We start from the raw sequence: 15419 nt of genomic DNA, 5'->3' as shown, positions 1-15419 counted from the left end.
GCGTCAGGGGCTCAGGCCCGCGTCCGCAGCCCGGCCAGGAGTTGGTAGACGGTCTCGGTGCCCCGCCGCAGTGCTTCGACGCCGATGTGTTCGTCGGTTCCGTGCATGCGCTTGAGCATGTCCCGGTTCACGGTGAACGGGTACATGCCGTACACGGGTACGTTCTGTTCCCGGAACGGCACCGCACTGGTGACCGCCTCGAACTGGCAGGCGGTGGCCCGTACTCCGGGGTGGGTCCGGCGTACGGCGCTCTGCCAGGCGCGGAAGACGTCCGTGTCGTAGTCGGAGTCGGGCGTGGCCAGATAGCCGCGCAGCCGGTCCAGGGCCTGCTGCTCGCTCTCGCCGGGGTTGCCGACCACACTCAGCGTCGCCCGGTTACCGATCAGCGAGCGCAGTTCGGCGACGATGCGTCCGGGGTCGTCGGCCCCCGGCAGGAAGGCCGCCCGGAACTCCGCGGTCGCGGTGCCCGGCACGATGCTCGGGTAGTAGCCGGACCGGGCGGAGGTGAAGGCGAGCGTGGTCCGCAGCATCGCGTTGTGCAGCTCCGGGGTCTCGCTGAGCCGCACCACCGCTTCCCCCGCCCTGTCCCGCCGCTGGTCCGTGCGGGCGGCGAGCATCTCCCGGAGCGCCTCGGCGAACGGCCGGTCGGTGGTGGCTTCGGCCAGTTCGGCGAAGTACTGCCGGGACAGCGCGTTCGGGCGGATGTGGGCACGCCACCCCCCGAGCTGGTCGAGCACCTCGCCCAGCCGGATCACCGCCTGTCCGCTGAACGGTTTGGAGGTGTGGGTGGCGTACGAGGCGGTCTCCAGGCGCAGCAGCAGGGAGCGCTTGTCGTTGCAGGTGAGCGAGGCGATCATGGGCGTGGTGCCGTCGCGCTGGTTGAGCACCCAGCCGCCCTCGGTGACGACCGCGCCCGCCGCCACCTTGCCGGGGTGTTCCGTGAGGAACCAGCGCACGCCGTAGGGGCCCTGTTCCTCGTCGCAGTCGGACCAGAAGACGATGTCGCGGTCGAAGGCCGCTCCCTCGCGGACATGGCGCAGCAGAGCGGCGACGAAGGCGGCGTTGACGCCCTTCATGTCCAGCGAGCCTCGGCCGTACAGCTTGCCGTCCTTGATCTCTGCGGCGAAGGGGTCCGTCTCCCACCTGTCGCCGATGGCGGGCACCACATCGGAGTGGCCGAGCAGGACCAGGGGCTTCTTCGTGGCCGGTCCGCTGCCGGGTACGCGGGCGAAGAAGTGGACGTTGCCGTCCTTCGGAGTGGGCACGATCTCGGTGCCGACCCCGGCGTCCCGGAAGATGCCCTGGAGCATCCGGGCGAGCGGCAGGGTGACCGCGCCGTCGCCGGGGTTGCTGGTGTTCTGGCGGATCATGGCGACGGCCAGGGCCACGGGGTCGGTGGGATCGCCGTCGAAGGAGACGCCGCCCGTCCCCGTCGGCGCGTCGGCCCGCGCCGCGGGTGACGCCGATGCCACCGCGCCGAGGCCCAGCACCGTGGACGCGACGGCCGTCGCCCCGGCACCGAGCACGGAACGCCGTGACGGCCGGGTTCCGGGGAGTCCGTCGAGGCAGGCGGAGATGACCGCGGCCGGATTCTCCTGATGGGCGTAGTGACCGCCCTCGACGGATTTCAGGGTGCATTCGCCCCGGGTCCATTCGGCCCAGCGGCGCACGGTGACCTCGGGCACGTGCGGGTCGTCGGTGGCCCACACCGCACGCAACTCGACCTGTGGTACGGCTCCCCGCCGGCCGTCGTACCCGGCGGCCAGCCGCAGATCGGCGATGACGGGAGGCAGCAGCACCTCCTCGAACTCGGGGTCCGCCAGCAGCTCCGGGTCGGTCAGTCCGGTCCCGGCGACGAAGGCGCGGGCGTCCTCGACGGTCACGTCCTCGCCGCGGCCGTGGAAGTCGCCGGGGCACTGTCCGGCCACGGCGCACAGGCGCGCGACGGGCACACCGGCGTCGAGCAGCCGGCGGCAGGTCTCGTACGCCAGCAGGGCGCCGAGGCTGACACCGATCAGCACCAGCCGCCGCCCGCCCAGCAGTTCACGTATCCCGGCCGCCACCGCGTCGGCGTAGGCGGCCATGTCGGTGACGGGCTCCTCGTCGACGCGGGTGCCGCGGCCGGGCGGTGCGACGAACGCGAGGGTGGTGTCCTCGGGAAGCAGGCCTCGCCAGCTCGCGAACGTCGAGCCGTGGGCACCGGTGGGTGCGAAGCAGACGGCGAGGGTGCCAGTGGCGGCGCCCTGCGGCTGCTCGCCCGGCACGGTCAGCCATGGGTCGTTCATTTCTGCTCCTCCTGCTGGATCTCGCGGCACAGGGCGGCGATCGCGGTGACGGTGGGTGCGCCAAGGATGCGGCGCAGCGGCACGCGGCGGCCCGCCGTCGCCGCCAGCCGGTTGGCGAGCCGGACGGCGAGCAGGGAGTGGCCTCCGGCGTCGAAGAAGTTCTGGTCCGCGGTTGCGGGCGGTGCGCCGAGCAGTTCCTGCCAGAGCGCGGCGACGGCGGTCTCGGTGGCGTCGGACGGGGTGAATCCGGCTGCCCGTTCCTGCCCGATGCCTGCCACGAGTGTGCGCAGGGCGGTGCGGTCCAGCTTGCCGTTGGTGCTCAGCGGGAGCTGCGGGACCTGCTGGATGCGGGCGGGCAGCATGTAGTCGGGCAGCCGGTCGCGCAGATACGCGCGAAGTGCGGCGGCGCCGGTCGCCCCGTCGGCGGTGACACAGGCGACGATGCGTGTTTCGCCGTCCTCGCTCTCCGCGTAGGCCCCCGCGTCGGTGACGTCCGGTGCCTTGCGCAGGGTGGCCTCGATCTCCTCCAGCTCGACGCGGTAGCCGCGCACCTTGATCTGGTTGTCGGCGCGGCCGGTGATCTCCAGTACGGAGTCCGGGAGTTGGCGGCCGCGGTCGCCGGTGCGGTAGTGCAGGACTCCGGCGTCGTCGGTGATGAAGCGGTCCTCGCCGTCGCCGCCGACGTAGCCGAGGGCGAGTGGTGGTCCGGAGACCCACACCTCGCCGGTCACACCGGCCGGGAGGCGTCGGCCGAGCCGGTCACGGACCGAGAGCGAGGCGCCCGCCACGGGGCTGCCGACGGGGACGCGTTCGGCGTCGGCGGGCAGTCGGGCGGTGTCGTAGGCGGCGACGTTGGAGGCGGTCTCCGTCATGCCGTACAGGTTGAGCAGGGTGGTGTCGGGCCAGACCTCGCGGAAGCGCCGGACGGTTTCCACGGGCAGGGTGTCGGCGCCGCTGGTGACAAGCACCGGCCGGTGCCCGCCGGGGCGTTCGGCGCTCTCCTCCAGCAACCCGGCGATCAGCTGCGGGGTCAGGAAGAGATGGGTGATCCGTTCCTGCTCGACGGCGGCGGCGAAGAGCACCGGATCGAGGAGTTCATCGGTGGCGAGCACGACGGACGGGACGCCCTTGAGCAATCCGCCCAGCAGTTCCCAGGGCGAGGCGACCAGTGCCAGGGACTTCTGGACGGCGAGCACCGCGTTCTCGGGGAACGGGTGGTCCTGCCACATCCACTCCAGCCGGCCACGGACCGAACAGTGGCTGATGCGCACGCCCTTGGGGTTTCCGGTGGTCCCCGAGGTGTAGACGATGTGGAACAGCGCGTCCTCGTCGGGCTCCTGCTCGGGGGCCTGGTGCAGCGGGCCCTCGGCCAGGGGTGCCAGTGTGACGCGGGGTGCGTCCAGGGTGGGGAACTGGTCGAGTCCGGGCTCGGCCAGCACGCAGTGCGGCCCGGTCTCCTCCACCATCCGGCGCTGCCGTCGCACGGGTATCGCGGGGTCCAGCCCGAGGTAGGCGGCGCCGGTCTTCAGTACGGCGAGGACGCCGGCGACGGCGGCGGGGCCGCGCTGGGCGGCGAGTGCCACCAGCGAGCCCGGGCCGGTGCCCTTGGCGGTGAGCCGGGCGGCCAGCCGGCCGCTCCATTCGTCGAGTTCGCGGTAGGTGACGCTGGTACCGGTGTGGCGCAGGGCGACGGCCCGGGGGTGGGCCGCCACCTGCTCGGCGAAGCGTTCCAGCAGGGTCGGCGTGGTCATCGGTGATCGTCTCCGGGCAGCAGATCGAGGGAACGAACGGTGGTGTGCTCGGCGCGCTCCGGGTCGGTGAGGGCCCGCAGCGCGATCAGGGTGGAATCCAGTACGTTGCGGGCGGCCGGCGCGTCGAGCAGCTCCCGCTGATAGGCGTACTGGAGCAGCAGTTGGCCGGGGCCGTGCGGCTGGACGTACAGGGCGCAGTCGTACTTGGTGTAGCCGGTGTCCAGTTCGACGAAGCGGAACCGGACGTCCGACGCGGTGGTGGCGCGCGCCGGGTAGGGCAGCATGTTGAGCATGGTCTGGAAGACCGGGGTCGCCGATGAGCTCCGTGAGGCGGCCGGAAGCCGCCGCAGCGTCCAGCCCAAGGGGTGCTCGGCCGCGGCGTAGGCGTCGTACACCGTCTCCCTCACCTGTGCGGTGAACTCCGCGAGGGTGGCGGCCGGGTCGATGTTCAGGCGCAGTGGCAGCATGGCGAGCATGAAGGCGGGCACGTCGGCGGTCTCCGGCCGCTCCCGCCCCGCCATCGGGGCGCCGACGATCACGTCGTCGGCGTCGCTGTAGTAGCTCAGGGCCAGTGCGTAGGCGGCGAGCAGCGGTACGAACGCGGTAGCGGACGCGGCCAGCGCCGTGTCGCGCAGCCGCCGGGACAGCTGCTCGTCGAGGACCGCCTCGGTGATCTCGCCCCGGTAGGTGGGTGTGGCGGGCCGCTGCTTCTGTGCGATCTGGAGTGCCGGGAGCTCGCCCGCGAGCCGGCGCAGCCAGTACTCCCCCGCCTCGGCCACCTCCTCGGTGGCCAGCCGCTCGGTCAGGTGGTCGAGATAGCGGTCGTAGCGGGTGGCGCGTTCGGGGTCGGGCCCGGCGGGCTCCTGTTCGTAGAGTTCGGCCAGCCGCTGGAACAGCACGGTCGCTCCCCAGCCGTCGAGAAGCAGTTCGTGCATGGTGACCAGGAGCCGGTGCCGGCCGTCCGGCAGCCGGAACAGCCCGGTCCGCAGGGCCGGTTCGGTGAGCAGGTCGAAGGGCCTGGCCGCCTCCTCGGCGGCCACCGCGCGGAATGCGTCCGCGGTGATGTCCCGGGCGCTGCCGGGCAGCGGAACCTCCCAGTGCGGGTAGTGGTGCACCACCTCGTGCACCGCTTCCTGCACCGCCTCCTGCCCGACCGCCCCGTCGGTCTCGGCGAACCGGGCGAGGAGCAGCGGATTCTCGGCGAGCAGCAACTGCCAGGCCCGAGCCAGCCGTGCCACGTCGAGGGGCCCGTCGAGTTCCAGGGAGCCCTGGTAGCTGTAGTAGGGGCTGAGCGGGTCGAGCCGCCAGTGGAAGTACACCCCGGCCTGCTGCGGGGTGAGCGGCCGGGAGCGCGGCGCGTCGTCCCGTGCCCTCTCCGTGCGGGAACCGGGCGCGGGCCGCCGTTCGTGGCCGAGTGCGGCGAGCGCGGCGGGGCTGCCGTCGCGCAGCACGTCACGCAGGCCGGCCGCCGATCCCGTCTCGCGCAGGGCGGCGACCAGCCGCATGGCGAGCAGCGAGTCGCCGCCCAGCTCCAGGAACCTGTCGTTCCTGCCGACCCGTCCGGTGCCGAGGAGCCCGGCGACGACGGCCGCGATCGCGGTCTCCGCCGCGCCGCGCGGCGGGGCGTACGGGCGGGTGTCGGGGCGGCTGCGGCGCGGTGGTGCGGGCAGGGCCTTGTAGTCCGTCTTGCCGTTTCGGGTGAGCGGGAGCCGAGGCAGGACGACGAAGGTGTGCGGCACCATGGGCGCGGGGAGCCGGCCGCTCAGATGGGCGCGCAGTGATTCCTCCGTCGGCTCGTCGCCGGAGGCGGTGACGTACGCGACGAGCCGGGGCGGCTGCGCGGCCACCGGCGTGTGCGCGCTCTCCCGGGCGACCAGGGCTCCGGTGTCGTCGGGGGTGTGGACGGTGACGGCGCAGGCGGCGATCCGGGGGTGGTCGCCGAGCACCGCCTCGATCTCGGCGAGCTCCATGCGTACGCCGCCGAGCTTCACCTGCCGGTCCACCCGGCCCAGGTATTCCAGTTGGCCGTCCGGAGTCACGCGTACGGCGTCCCCGGTGCGGTAGAGGCGTCCGCCGTCGATGCCGAAGGGGTCGGTGAAGAAAGCGAGTGCGGTGCGCTCCGGGTCACCGAGGTAGCCACGGCCCACGACGAGTCCCCCGACGAACAGCTCCCCCGTCTCCCCGTGCGCACAGGCGTGCCACTGCCCGTTCTCCTCGCGCAGTACGTACAGTTCGGCGTTCCCGATGGGCGAGCCGATCGGCAGATGGCGTACTCCGGCGGCCGGAGGGCCGAGTTCGGCATGGGTGACGTCGTCCGAACACTCGGTGGGCCCGTACGCGTTGAGCAGTCGGATGCCCGGCATGGTGTCGTGCCAGCGCCGGGCCAGCGCGGGTGGCAGTTCCTCGCCGGTGGCAATCATCCAGCGCAGCTCGCCGGGCCGGACTCCCGCGGTCTCCTGGGCGTCGAGCAGGAAGCGGATCAGTGTGGGTACGGTCTCCAGCACCGTGGTTCCGCGTCCGCGCAACTCCTCCAGCAGCACGGCGCCGTCCTGTGCCTGCTCGTCGGCGAGGATCTGGACCCGGCCGCCGACGAGCAGCGGGGCGAGCATCTGCCATACGGAGATGTCGAAGCTCAGCGGTGCGGTCTGGGCCAGCCGGTCGTCCGCGGTCAGCCCCAGGTCATCGATCTTGGCCCAGAGGTGGTTGAGCATTCCGCGGTGCTCGACGATCGCGGCCTTGGGGCGGCCGGTCGACCCCGAGGTGTAGAGGACGTAGCGCACCTCGTCGGGGGCCGGCGGCAGGGTCCGGGTGTACGGAGCGCCGGCCGGTTCCGGTGTCGTGGTGGGTACGCCGGCCGCGCGGGCGCCCTTGACCAGTTCCCCGGTGTCTGCCGGTGCGCCGGTGGTCAGCATCAGTGCCGCGCCGCTGTCGGTGAGCAGGGATTCGACGCGTGCGGCGGGCCAGCTCGCGTCGACCGGCAGGTAGACGGCGCCCAGCAGCTCCAGGGCGAGGAAGGCCGTGACGACGTCGGCGCCGCGCCGGCCGCCGACCGCGACGATCTGCCCCTGCGAGATCCCGGCGGCCGCCAGCTGCGCGGCGGTGCCACGCATCCGGTCGGCCAACCGGCCGTATCCGACGGACACTTCGCCGTCCTCGACGGCGGTCCGGTCGGGGTGTGCGGCCGCGAACAGCTCGACGTAGGCGTGGACCCCTTCCCCCAGCTCGTACGGTTCGTGGCGGGTGAGTGCCGCGGCGACGGCGCGCTCCCGCGCCCCTTCGGCCAGCGGGAGGCGCGGGTAATGCTCGGGCAGGCCGGTCACCGTGCCGCCCGCTTCTCGGCGATGACCAGCAGGTACTCGACCGGTACGCCCGTGCCGCGCTCGTCCGTGGTGTGGAATCCCTCGGTCATCTCGACCATTTCCGCACGCAGTTCCTTCCATCGCGAGGGCGGCGAAATGGTGTTCCTCGCCGCGATGCAGGGGCCGAAGCAGTTCTCGAAGAAGGTCACCAGGTCCTCGGCCGCGGCGAACGGGTAGAAGAGTTCCCGGCGTTCGGATGTGACCGTGAATCCGGGGCCGAGGAGTTCGGCGAGATAGTCCGGCGAGCCCCACAGCATGGGCTGTCCCTGATGGCCGTTGGGCGAGGGGAAGTAGGCGGAGAGGATCTCCTGGAAGTGCGCGGTCCAGCTGCGTGCCGTCCAGTTGCACATGCCGATGCGGCCGCCCGGCCGCAGCACCCGGGCCATCTCCCCGCTCGATGCTGCGTGGTCGGGCGCGAACTGGATTCCGTAGGTGGAGGTCACCAGGTCGAACGAAGCGTCGGTGAAGGGGAGTTCCTGGGCATCACCCCGTCGCAGCTCCACCTGGACGCCGGCCTGGGCGAACCGTTCGCGTGCGTCGGGGAAGAACTCGTCGGTCAGGTCCAGCCCGGTGACGATGCAGCCGCGCCGGGCGGTCAGCAGCGCGACGTTGCCGTTGCCGGTGGCGACATCGAGATGGGCGGTGTCCGGCGCGGGGGCCAGCCGGTCGATCAGCTCGACGGCGCCCGGCCGCAGCAGATCGGCGACGTGCCGGTACTCGCCGTACGACCACATGGTGCGGTTGATCTCCTGGATGTTCTGATCGATCGTCATGCGGATCCCCCTCAGAGCGTGAGCCGGGCGCCGAGACCGGCGGCTTCGGCGCGGGCGTGGATGCGGTCGGCCACGGCGACGTCGAGGATCGACATCCCGAACGGGTTGCTGATCACGATCTCGTCCTGGTCGCGGCGGCCCGGGTGACGCCCGGCGAGCACATCGCCGAGCGTGCCGTCGACGCGGCGGGCCCCGGGCCGGGCGGTCACTCCTTGCCGCGGGGTGCCGTCGGGGCCGAGCAGGGTGCCCGCCCGGTGCATCCGGCCGAGCAGCCGTCGCGGGTCGTCACGGACCAGGCTCCAGTCGTCGACGATGACCGTGCCGGCCGAGAGCACGGCCGCCTCGGTGAGGTCGTCCAGCGAGACATGGCAGACGAGCGCGCCGGGCCGCAGCCAGTCCGGCTCGATGTATCCCCGGGTCACCGTGGTGACGGGCACGACGAGTTCGGCGTCCCGTACCGCCTCGCGCGGCCCGTCGGCGACGACCGTGTCGATGTCCGCCGCACCGGGCAGCGAGGCGATGTGGTGGGCGACGGACTTCGCACGGTCGGGCGCCACGTCGTACAGCGCGATGCGACGCAGGGTGGGCACGGTGCGCAGCAGCAGCTCGATGTGTGCCTGCGCGAGGGCGCCGCAGCCGAGGAGTGCCAGCCCGCGCGGTTCCGCCACCGCCAGGTGGCGCACGGCGAGCGCGGTCACCGCCGCGGTGCGCATCGCACTGATGTAAGCGGCCTCCATCAGGGCGAGGGGGCGGGCGGTCTCCGGGTCGAGGAGCAGGGTGAAGCCCTGGGAGCGGGGTATGCCGCGCCCCGGGTTCCCGATCGAGGCGTTGATGGTCTTCATGCCGATGACCGGCGGCCGCCCCTCCTGGGCAAGTGCGCCGGGCATGGCCAGCAGCCTGGCCGAGTCGCCCTGCGGTGTGGTCCAGCCGAGGTATGCCTCCTCGGGCAGGACGGACTGACCGGCGGAGTGCAGCCTGAGCGCCTCGGCCACCGCCGCCACGATGTCCACGTCGCGGGCGGCCTCGATGACGTCCGCGCGGGTCAGATAGCGGAAGTGGCTGTCGGGGTATTGCTCGAAGTCCATGACGGGCGGGGCTCCTTGGCGAGAGGGGGTCGGTTGCGGTGGAGACCGTGCGGGAGCGGGTTCAGCCGCCGGGGGCGTGTGCCGCGCGGAGCATCACGAAGGGGACGAGCGCACCGAGCAGCAGTACACCGGCGAGTGCGATCCAGCCGGCCGTGCCGAGGGCGAGGACGACGCCGGTCATCAGTACCGGGCCCGCGACCCGGTTGGCCACCGTGCGGCTGGTGTTGAACAGCACCAGGTAGGCGCTGCGCGCCCCTTCCGGTGCCAGGTCGAAGGAAAGGGTCCACGAGGCGCCGACCTGGAGCAGCTCGGCGAAGGTCAGGAGGACGACGGCCGCGCCGAGCACCAGCAGTGCCTCCCGCGCCCCGAAGCCGGGCGCGGCGGCGAAGGCCAGGGCGCCGCAGCTGAGCAGCAGGGCCGCACCCGCGTACGAGAGCCATGCCCGGCGCGTGGTGCCGTAGCAGCGGTTGAGGGGGTACTGGAGGGCGATGCACAGCACGGTGTTGACGGCGTACAGGATGCCGACATAGCGCTCCGGTACGTCCGTCTCGGTGACGAGCCACAGCGGGAAGGCCACGTTGAGCACCGGCATCCAGAGCGACACCAGTGCGTTGTACGCGGTGAAGCCGAGCAGTCGGCGGTCCTTGAGCAGATCCGCCACCCGGGCGCTCCCGACCGCCGTCGGCGCCTCCTCCTCCCGCCGCGCGGTGGCGTACACGGCGGCCACCGCCACATAGGCGACCGCGCCACCGATCAGCAGCGGCCGGAAGGCTCCCGGCGCGCCGGAGCCCAGGGCGACTCCGGCGATCAGCCCGCCCAGGCTGATGCCGAGGTTGACGACGGTGCGCTGCACGGCCATGACCTTCGCGCGCAGGTTCTCCGGGGCGCGTGCACCGACGTACGACTGGACCAGTGGGGGTGAGGACTGCTCGGTGACGGCGATGACGGCGACCACGAGAAGAAAGCTCCACCAGCCGTCCACCCAGAGGTAGCCGACGGTGGCCAGTGCGCGCAGCAGCATCACACCGATCAGCACCGGCTTCGGCCCGAAGCGTCCGGCCAGCCGGGCGATGGGCACGGCGGCGGCGATGGCGACGGCCCCGCCGATGGTCAGGCCGGTGCCGACGGACGAGGTGCTGAGATGGGCGACCTTGACGAAGTAGATGGTCGAGACGGCGAGGAAAAGGCCCGTTCCGGTCCATTCGATCAGCGTGGCGCCCTGCACCAGCGGCAGGTACTGCCGGTGGCCGGGGCGTGTCCGCTGCCGGTCAAGGGTGGTGCTGGTGCCCATGTTCAGTGCTCCTGGTGCTTTCGGTCGAAGAAGAGTCCTTCGCTGCGCAGTTGTTCCACGGCGGAGGTGATCTCCTTGGCGACACCCTGTTCGGTCGCCCAGTTGTCGGAGTAGAGGGTGTCGCGGTATTTGGCGCCGCCGTCCGCGGCCAGGCAGACCGCGAGCCGGCTGTCCGTCCCGGTCTCGTCCTGATCGGTCAGCATCGCGCGTACGGCGCAACCGCTGGAGCCGCCGAGTGCGAGCCCGATGTCCTCGGCGATGATCCGGCACACGGCGATCGCCTCGATGTCGTCGACGTGCACCGCGCGGTCGTAGCTGTGCGGCGCCTTCAGGAAGACGGACGGCCGGCTGGCTCCGATGCCCGGGACCAGGCGTCGTCCGGCGCTGCCCGAGACGGCCAGTGAGCCGCGTACGTCCACGGCGACCGCGGCGACGTCGGGCCGGTGCTCGCGCAGATGGGCGCCGATGCCCGCGAGGGTGCCGCCGGTGGAGACCGGGATGTACACCGCGCCGAGCTCCGGTCCTGCCTGCTCGGTGAGTTCGGGTCCGGTGGTGCGCCGGTGGATGTGGGGCGCGGCCCAGTTCTCGTACTGGTCGGGCCAGCGGTAGCCGGGGTTGTCCGCGCACAGCTCGCGCACCCGGCGCAGCCGGCTCAGCAGGTAGCCGCCCAGGCCGTCGGGTTCGTCGACGACGATCACCCGGGCTCCGCTGTCGGCGAGCCTGCGGCGGGTGGCGTGCGGGGTCTTGAGGTCGACCACGGCGAGGAAGTCGCAGCCGACCGCCGGCAGCAGCCGGGCCAGGGCGAGGCCCAGGTTGCCCGAGGTGGATTCCACCACCACCGTGCCCGGGGTGAGCGGCTGTTCGTCGTGCAGCGCCCGCAACAGTCCGACGGCGCTGCGGTCCTTCACCGATCCGGTGGGGCCGTGCTCTTCGAGTTTCAGTCCCAGACGCCGCACCCGACCCCGGTGGGCGACGTCCAGGCGGAGTAAGGGTGTTGTGCTGAGGGCCCGTGCCAGGACGGGATTGACACGCGACACTGCTTCTCCCTGTGCGATGCGTCGTTCGACGATGGCGATGGATCGACCGGCCGGCCCAGCTGCGTGCTCTCAGACCTTAGGCAGGTGGCCCCCGGTGTCACCACGGCACTCCCGCGCGCGCGTGTCGCGGTTGGCCGGGAACAGTGCTTGACGTTTCTCTCGTTCCTGTCCTCCTGCCGCTGCCGGGCCCGGTGAAGTCGCGGTACCTGTCCGGTGTTCCGGCGGGTTCGGGTGCGCGCGGGGAATCGAATTGGCCGGTTCGACGCCGGGTGGCCCGGACGGCCGGGCGGTCGACGGCCGGGCCGCGATGACGAGGTGGACCGACCGGCACGACCTCTCCCGACGGCCTGTTATCTTTACGTGACTTCGAGACAGAACTCTCGGTCATGCTTTGGCCTTTGCTCTGGCGGAGTCGACGTGCCGGCATGTGGCGGCGGACGCTCAATGACCACTGCACGGGCGCGGTCGCGGTCTGCGGCCGTCCCTGCCTGTCCTGGCTGGACGGAATGACACTGCACAACATATTCAGCAGGACGGCGCGGGCCGCACGGACCGTACTGGTGCCGGGGACCGGGCGCCGGAAACAGGCGAAGCGCCCGTTGGCCCGCCTGCCGCGCAGACCGGACTATCCACGCGCGGGCCGAAGCGGCTGGCCAAGATGGGTGCCCTCGTGGCGGCTGGTCCTGGGCTCGGTCCTGATGTTCACCGCGACGCTGGCGACCGTGGTGGGAATCGCCTACGCGCGTACGGACATACCCGAGGACCTCAACGCGTTCGCCACCCAGCAGGACACCGTCTACTACTGGGCCGACGGCACACCGATGGCCCGGACCGGCTGGGTGAGCCGCCAGGAGATGCCCCTGTCGAAGATCCCCGACCACGTCCGATGGGCCGTACTGGCGGCGGAGAACGCCGACTTCTACTCCGACCACGGCATATCGACGCAAGGGATCACCCGCGCGCTGTGGCGTACGGTCGGCGACGGGGACACCCAGGGCGGGTCCACCATCACCCAGCAGTACGTCAAGAACGTCTATCTGTCGCAGGACCAGTCCTTCTCGCGGAAGTTCACCGAGATGCTGCTGGCGGTCAAGCTGGACCGCCGCCTGAGCAAGGACAAGATCCTCCAGGAGTACCTGAACACCAGCTGGTTCGGCCGGGGCACCTACGGTCTCCAGCGTGCCTCCCAGGCGTACTACGGCAAAGAGGTCACCCAGCTCAACGCCAGTGAGGGCGCGTTCCTCGCCTCCCTGCTCAAGGGGGCCTCGCTGTACGACCCGGCCGTCAACCCCCGCAACCGTGAGCGGGCCGTCGAGCGGTGGCGATGGACGCTGGACCGCATGGTGAAGATCGGCAGACTGAGCGCGGCCGAACGGGCCACGTACACCACCTTCCCCGAGCCGAAGCCCCCGCACCGGCCGAACAGCGCGGGCGGGCAGGACGGCTATCTCATCCAGCTCGCCGAGTCGTACGCCAAACGGGCCGGGCACATCTCCGACGCACGCTTCGACCTCGGCGGCTACCAGATCTACACGACCTTCGAGAAGCCGCGGATGACCGCTCTCACCCGGGCCGTCCGCGATGCGCGTGGCGAACTCGATCCCAAGCAGCGCAAGGCCGATCGGTTCGTCCGGTTCGGCGCCTCTACCGTCGCCCCGGACGGCCGGATCCTCGCGGTGTACGGCGGACCGGACTTCGAGCGGCAGGCCTTCAACGAATCCAACGCGGGCACCGTCCCGGCCGGCTCGGCGTTCACCCCCTTCGTCTACGCCGCCGGTCTGCAGCACGGCGTGACGCGCCAGCGCAACGGTCCACGCTCCACCGTCGTACCGTCGACCGAGTACGACGGCGACGACGACATACCGGTCATGACACCCGAGGGCCCCTACTGGGACCGCAGCGGGAAGATGGTCAAGGGCGACAACGACGGCGACATCTCCCACGGCCGCATCAGCCTGCACGACGCCATGGCGAAGTCCGTGAACTCCCCCTTCCTCCAACTCGGCATGGACGCGGGGCTGAAGAAGGTCCGCAGTACGGCCGAGGCATCGGGACTGCTCCCTTCCAGCTTCGGCCCGCCCGTTCCGGCGTTCTCGATGGGCAACTCCACGCCCAGCGCCATCCGGATGGCCGACGCGTACGGAACGTTCGCGGCCCGCGGCGTGCACACGGATCCGTACTCGGTCCGCAAGGTCACCCGCAACGGCGAACCGGTCCGGCTCGACCTTCCCCGCCCGAGACGCGCCGTACGGTCCGACGTCGCCGACGAGATCACCAGATCGCTCACCCGGCCGACCGGCGTGAACGGTATCTCTCCCGCCGGTCCGGTCGCCGTCAAGACCGGCACCACCGAGGACGACACCGCGCGCTGGTACGTCGGATACGGAGCGGCCGCGTCCACCGCCGTCGTCGTCTACCGCATGGACCTGACGAAGAGCCTCGCGCCACTGCCGCTCAAGGGGCTGGCCGGTGGCCCGGCCGACGACGGGAAGCTCCCGGCCCAGATCTGGAACACATATACGGAAGCCGTGACGAAGTGACAGAAACCAGAGCCAAGTCCACCGTTCGCCGCATACGGGCCCGCCTCACGCCCCGTATCGTCCTGGGGCTCGTGGCCTGTCTTGTGGTGTCGGGATCCGCGGCGCTCGTCCCGCTGCTGTCCGACGACGCCTCGGACGGCCGGACCCCGCAGCAGGGCGCGAGCACCATCGCCGCGCCGAAGCCGACCAGCCGGGAGCATCGCGGGGGCGGAGGGAGTACGGAGGAGGAGGACTGGGACGGAAAGGTCAAGATCCTGGGGGACGGCTCCACGTCCTACACCGGTCCGCAGCCAGACCAGTTGAAGGCCGAGCGGCTCAAGCCCGGTGAGCGCCCGCCCCAGTTCGTGGTGTTCTCGTGGGACGGCGCGCTGGAGGGCGACGACCACATGTTCTCGCGCTTCCGCCGTGCGGCGAAGGAGAGCAATGCCCACATGACGTTCTTCCTGACCGGCATCTACCTGCTCCCGAAGGAGAAGCGGGACCTCTACCGGCCGCCCCAGCACAAGACCGGGGCCGCCGCGATCTCGTACCCGACGCGCGAGCACATCCGGATGACGCTGGAGCAGCTCGGCGACGCCTGGCAGGAGGGCAACGAGATCGGGTCCCATTTCAACGGCCACTTCTGCGAGAAGAAGGGCGGTGGCGACTGGAGCAAGGACGAGTGGATCAGCGAGATCAGCCAGTTCTACTCCTTCGTCCAGAACTGGAAGACGAACACCGGTTTCAAGGACCTCGATCCGCTCCCCTTCGACCCGACCCGTGAGGTCGTCGGCGGGCGTGCGCCCTGCCTGGAGGGCCAGAAGACCCTGCTGCCGGCGACCAAGCCGTTCGGCTGGCGTTACGACGCGAGCTCCCCGGGCGACTTCCAGATCTGGCCGTCCAAGAAGAACGGCGTCTGGGACCTCCCGCTGCAGATGCTGCCGTTCCCGGGCAAGGACTTCCAGGTGCTGTCCATGGACTTCAACTTTCTCTACAACCAGTCCGAGGGCAGCACCGAGGGCGACCCCGCGAAGTACGAGACGTGGCGCAAGGAGGCACGCAACGCGTACGTCGCGGGCTTCGATCGGGTCTTCCACGGCAGCCGCGCACCGCTGTTCATCGGGAATCACTTCGAGGACTGGAACGGCGGGATCTACATGGACGCCGCCGAGGACACGATGCGGGAGGTCTGCCCCCGCAAGGAGGTGCGTTGCGTGTCCTTCCGCGAACTGACCGACTGGCTCGACGCCCAGGATCCCAAGGTCCTCGCGCAGTGGCGGAACCTGGACCCCGCCCAGCCCCCGAGCTGGAAGCAGTAG

Annotated in this window: 9 protein-coding genes; 2 read left to right on the top strand and 7 right to left on the bottom strand. The window is 71.3% G+C overall.

All coding sequences use genetic code 11. The annotated features are described in order from the left end of the window. Nucleotides 1–11 precede the first annotated feature (11 nt). The 7 genes from OG978_RS38695 to OG978_RS38665 all read right to left on the bottom strand — a co-directional run bounded on the left by OG978_RS38695 (nt 12) and on the right by OG978_RS38665 (nt 11581). Nucleotides 12–2285: a M20/M25/M40 family metallo-hydrolase gene (locus OG978_RS38695; protein ID WP_326769695.1), complete on the bottom strand. Its 2274-nt coding sequence runs from the start codon at nt 2283–2285 to the stop codon at nt 12–14. After that, nucleotides 2282–4036, bottom strand: coding sequence for a non-ribosomal peptide synthetase (locus OG978_RS38690; RefSeq protein WP_326769694.1), 1755 nt, complete (start codon nt 4034–4036; stop codon nt 2282–2284). Before OG978_RS38690 ends, OG978_RS38695 begins: the two co-directional genes overlap by 4 nt. After that, complete coding sequence (locus OG978_RS38685) at nt 4033–7356, bottom strand: amino acid adenylation domain-containing protein (protein WP_326769693.1); 3324 nt, start codon at nt 7354–7356, stop codon at nt 4033–4035. Before OG978_RS38685 ends, OG978_RS38690 begins: the two co-directional genes overlap by 4 nt. Beyond that, nucleotides 7353–8168 (bottom strand): class I SAM-dependent methyltransferase, encoded by an 816-nt coding sequence (locus OG978_RS38680; protein WP_326769692.1) that lies wholly within the window; start codon nt 8166–8168, stop codon nt 7353–7355. Before OG978_RS38680 ends, OG978_RS38685 begins: the two co-directional genes overlap by 4 nt. Nucleotides 8169–8179: 11 nt before the next feature. Then, on the bottom strand, nt 8180–9253 hold the full coding sequence (locus tag OG978_RS38675) for an ornithine cyclodeaminase family protein (RefSeq protein ID WP_326769691.1): 1074 nt from the start codon (nt 9251–9253) through the stop codon (nt 8180–8182). Between the two features lie 61 nt (nt 9254–9314). Beyond that, nucleotides 9315–10544: an MFS transporter gene (locus tag OG978_RS38670; protein WP_326769690.1), complete on the bottom strand. Its 1230-nt coding sequence runs from the start codon at nt 10542–10544 to the stop codon at nt 9315–9317. A gap of 2 nt (nt 10545–10546) precedes the next feature. Then, nucleotides 10547–11581, bottom strand: coding sequence for a pyridoxal-phosphate dependent enzyme (locus tag OG978_RS38665; RefSeq protein ID WP_326769689.1), 1035 nt, complete (start codon nt 11579–11581; stop codon nt 10547–10549). A gap of 425 nt (nt 11582–12006) precedes the next feature. On the opposite strand from OG978_RS38665, the gene OG978_RS38660 reads away from it, so the two are divergent. Together OG978_RS38660 and OG978_RS38655 are read left to right on the top strand one after the other, a co-directional pair. Continuing rightward, nucleotides 12007–14121, top strand: a complete 2115-nt coding sequence (locus OG978_RS38660; protein ID WP_326769688.1) for a transglycosylase domain-containing protein — start codon at nt 12007–12009, stop codon at nt 14119–14121. Continuing rightward, complete coding sequence (locus OG978_RS38655; RefSeq protein ID WP_326769687.1) at nt 14118–15419, top strand: hypothetical protein; 1302 nt, start codon at nt 14118–14120, stop codon at nt 15417–15419. Before OG978_RS38660 ends, OG978_RS38655 begins: the two co-directional genes overlap by 4 nt.

It is taken from the genome of Streptomyces sp. NBC_01591, from assembly GCF_035918155.1.
Taxonomy (GTDB): domain Bacteria; phylum Actinomycetota; class Actinomycetes; order Streptomycetales; family Streptomycetaceae; genus Streptomyces.
The sequence above is the reverse complement of the archived record's forward strand: the minus strand, read 5'-3'. Positions and strand labels throughout refer to the sequence as shown.

Coding starts and splice junctions, on each gene's coding strand:
- OG978_RS38675 (WP_326769691.1), bottom strand. CDS start 9,253: ATGGACTTCGAGCAATACCCCGACAGCCACTTCCGCTATCTGACCCGC.
- OG978_RS38690 (WP_326769694.1), bottom strand. CDS start 4,036: ATGACCACGCCGACCCTGCTGGAACGCTTCGCCGAGCAGGTGGCGGCC.
- OG978_RS38680 (WP_326769692.1), bottom strand. CDS start 8,168: ATGACGATCGATCAGAACATCCAGGAGATCAACCGCACCATGTGGTCG.
- OG978_RS38660 (WP_326769688.1), top strand. CDS start 12,007: ATGTGGCGGCGGACGCTCAATGACCACTGCACGGGCGCGGTCGCGGTC.
- OG978_RS38670 (WP_326769690.1), bottom strand. CDS start 10,544: ATGGGCACCAGCACCACCCTTGACCGGCAGCGGACACGCCCCGGCCAC.
- OG978_RS38695 (WP_326769695.1), bottom strand. CDS start 2,285: ATGAACGACCCATGGCTGACCGTGCCGGGCGAGCAGCCGCAGGGCGCC.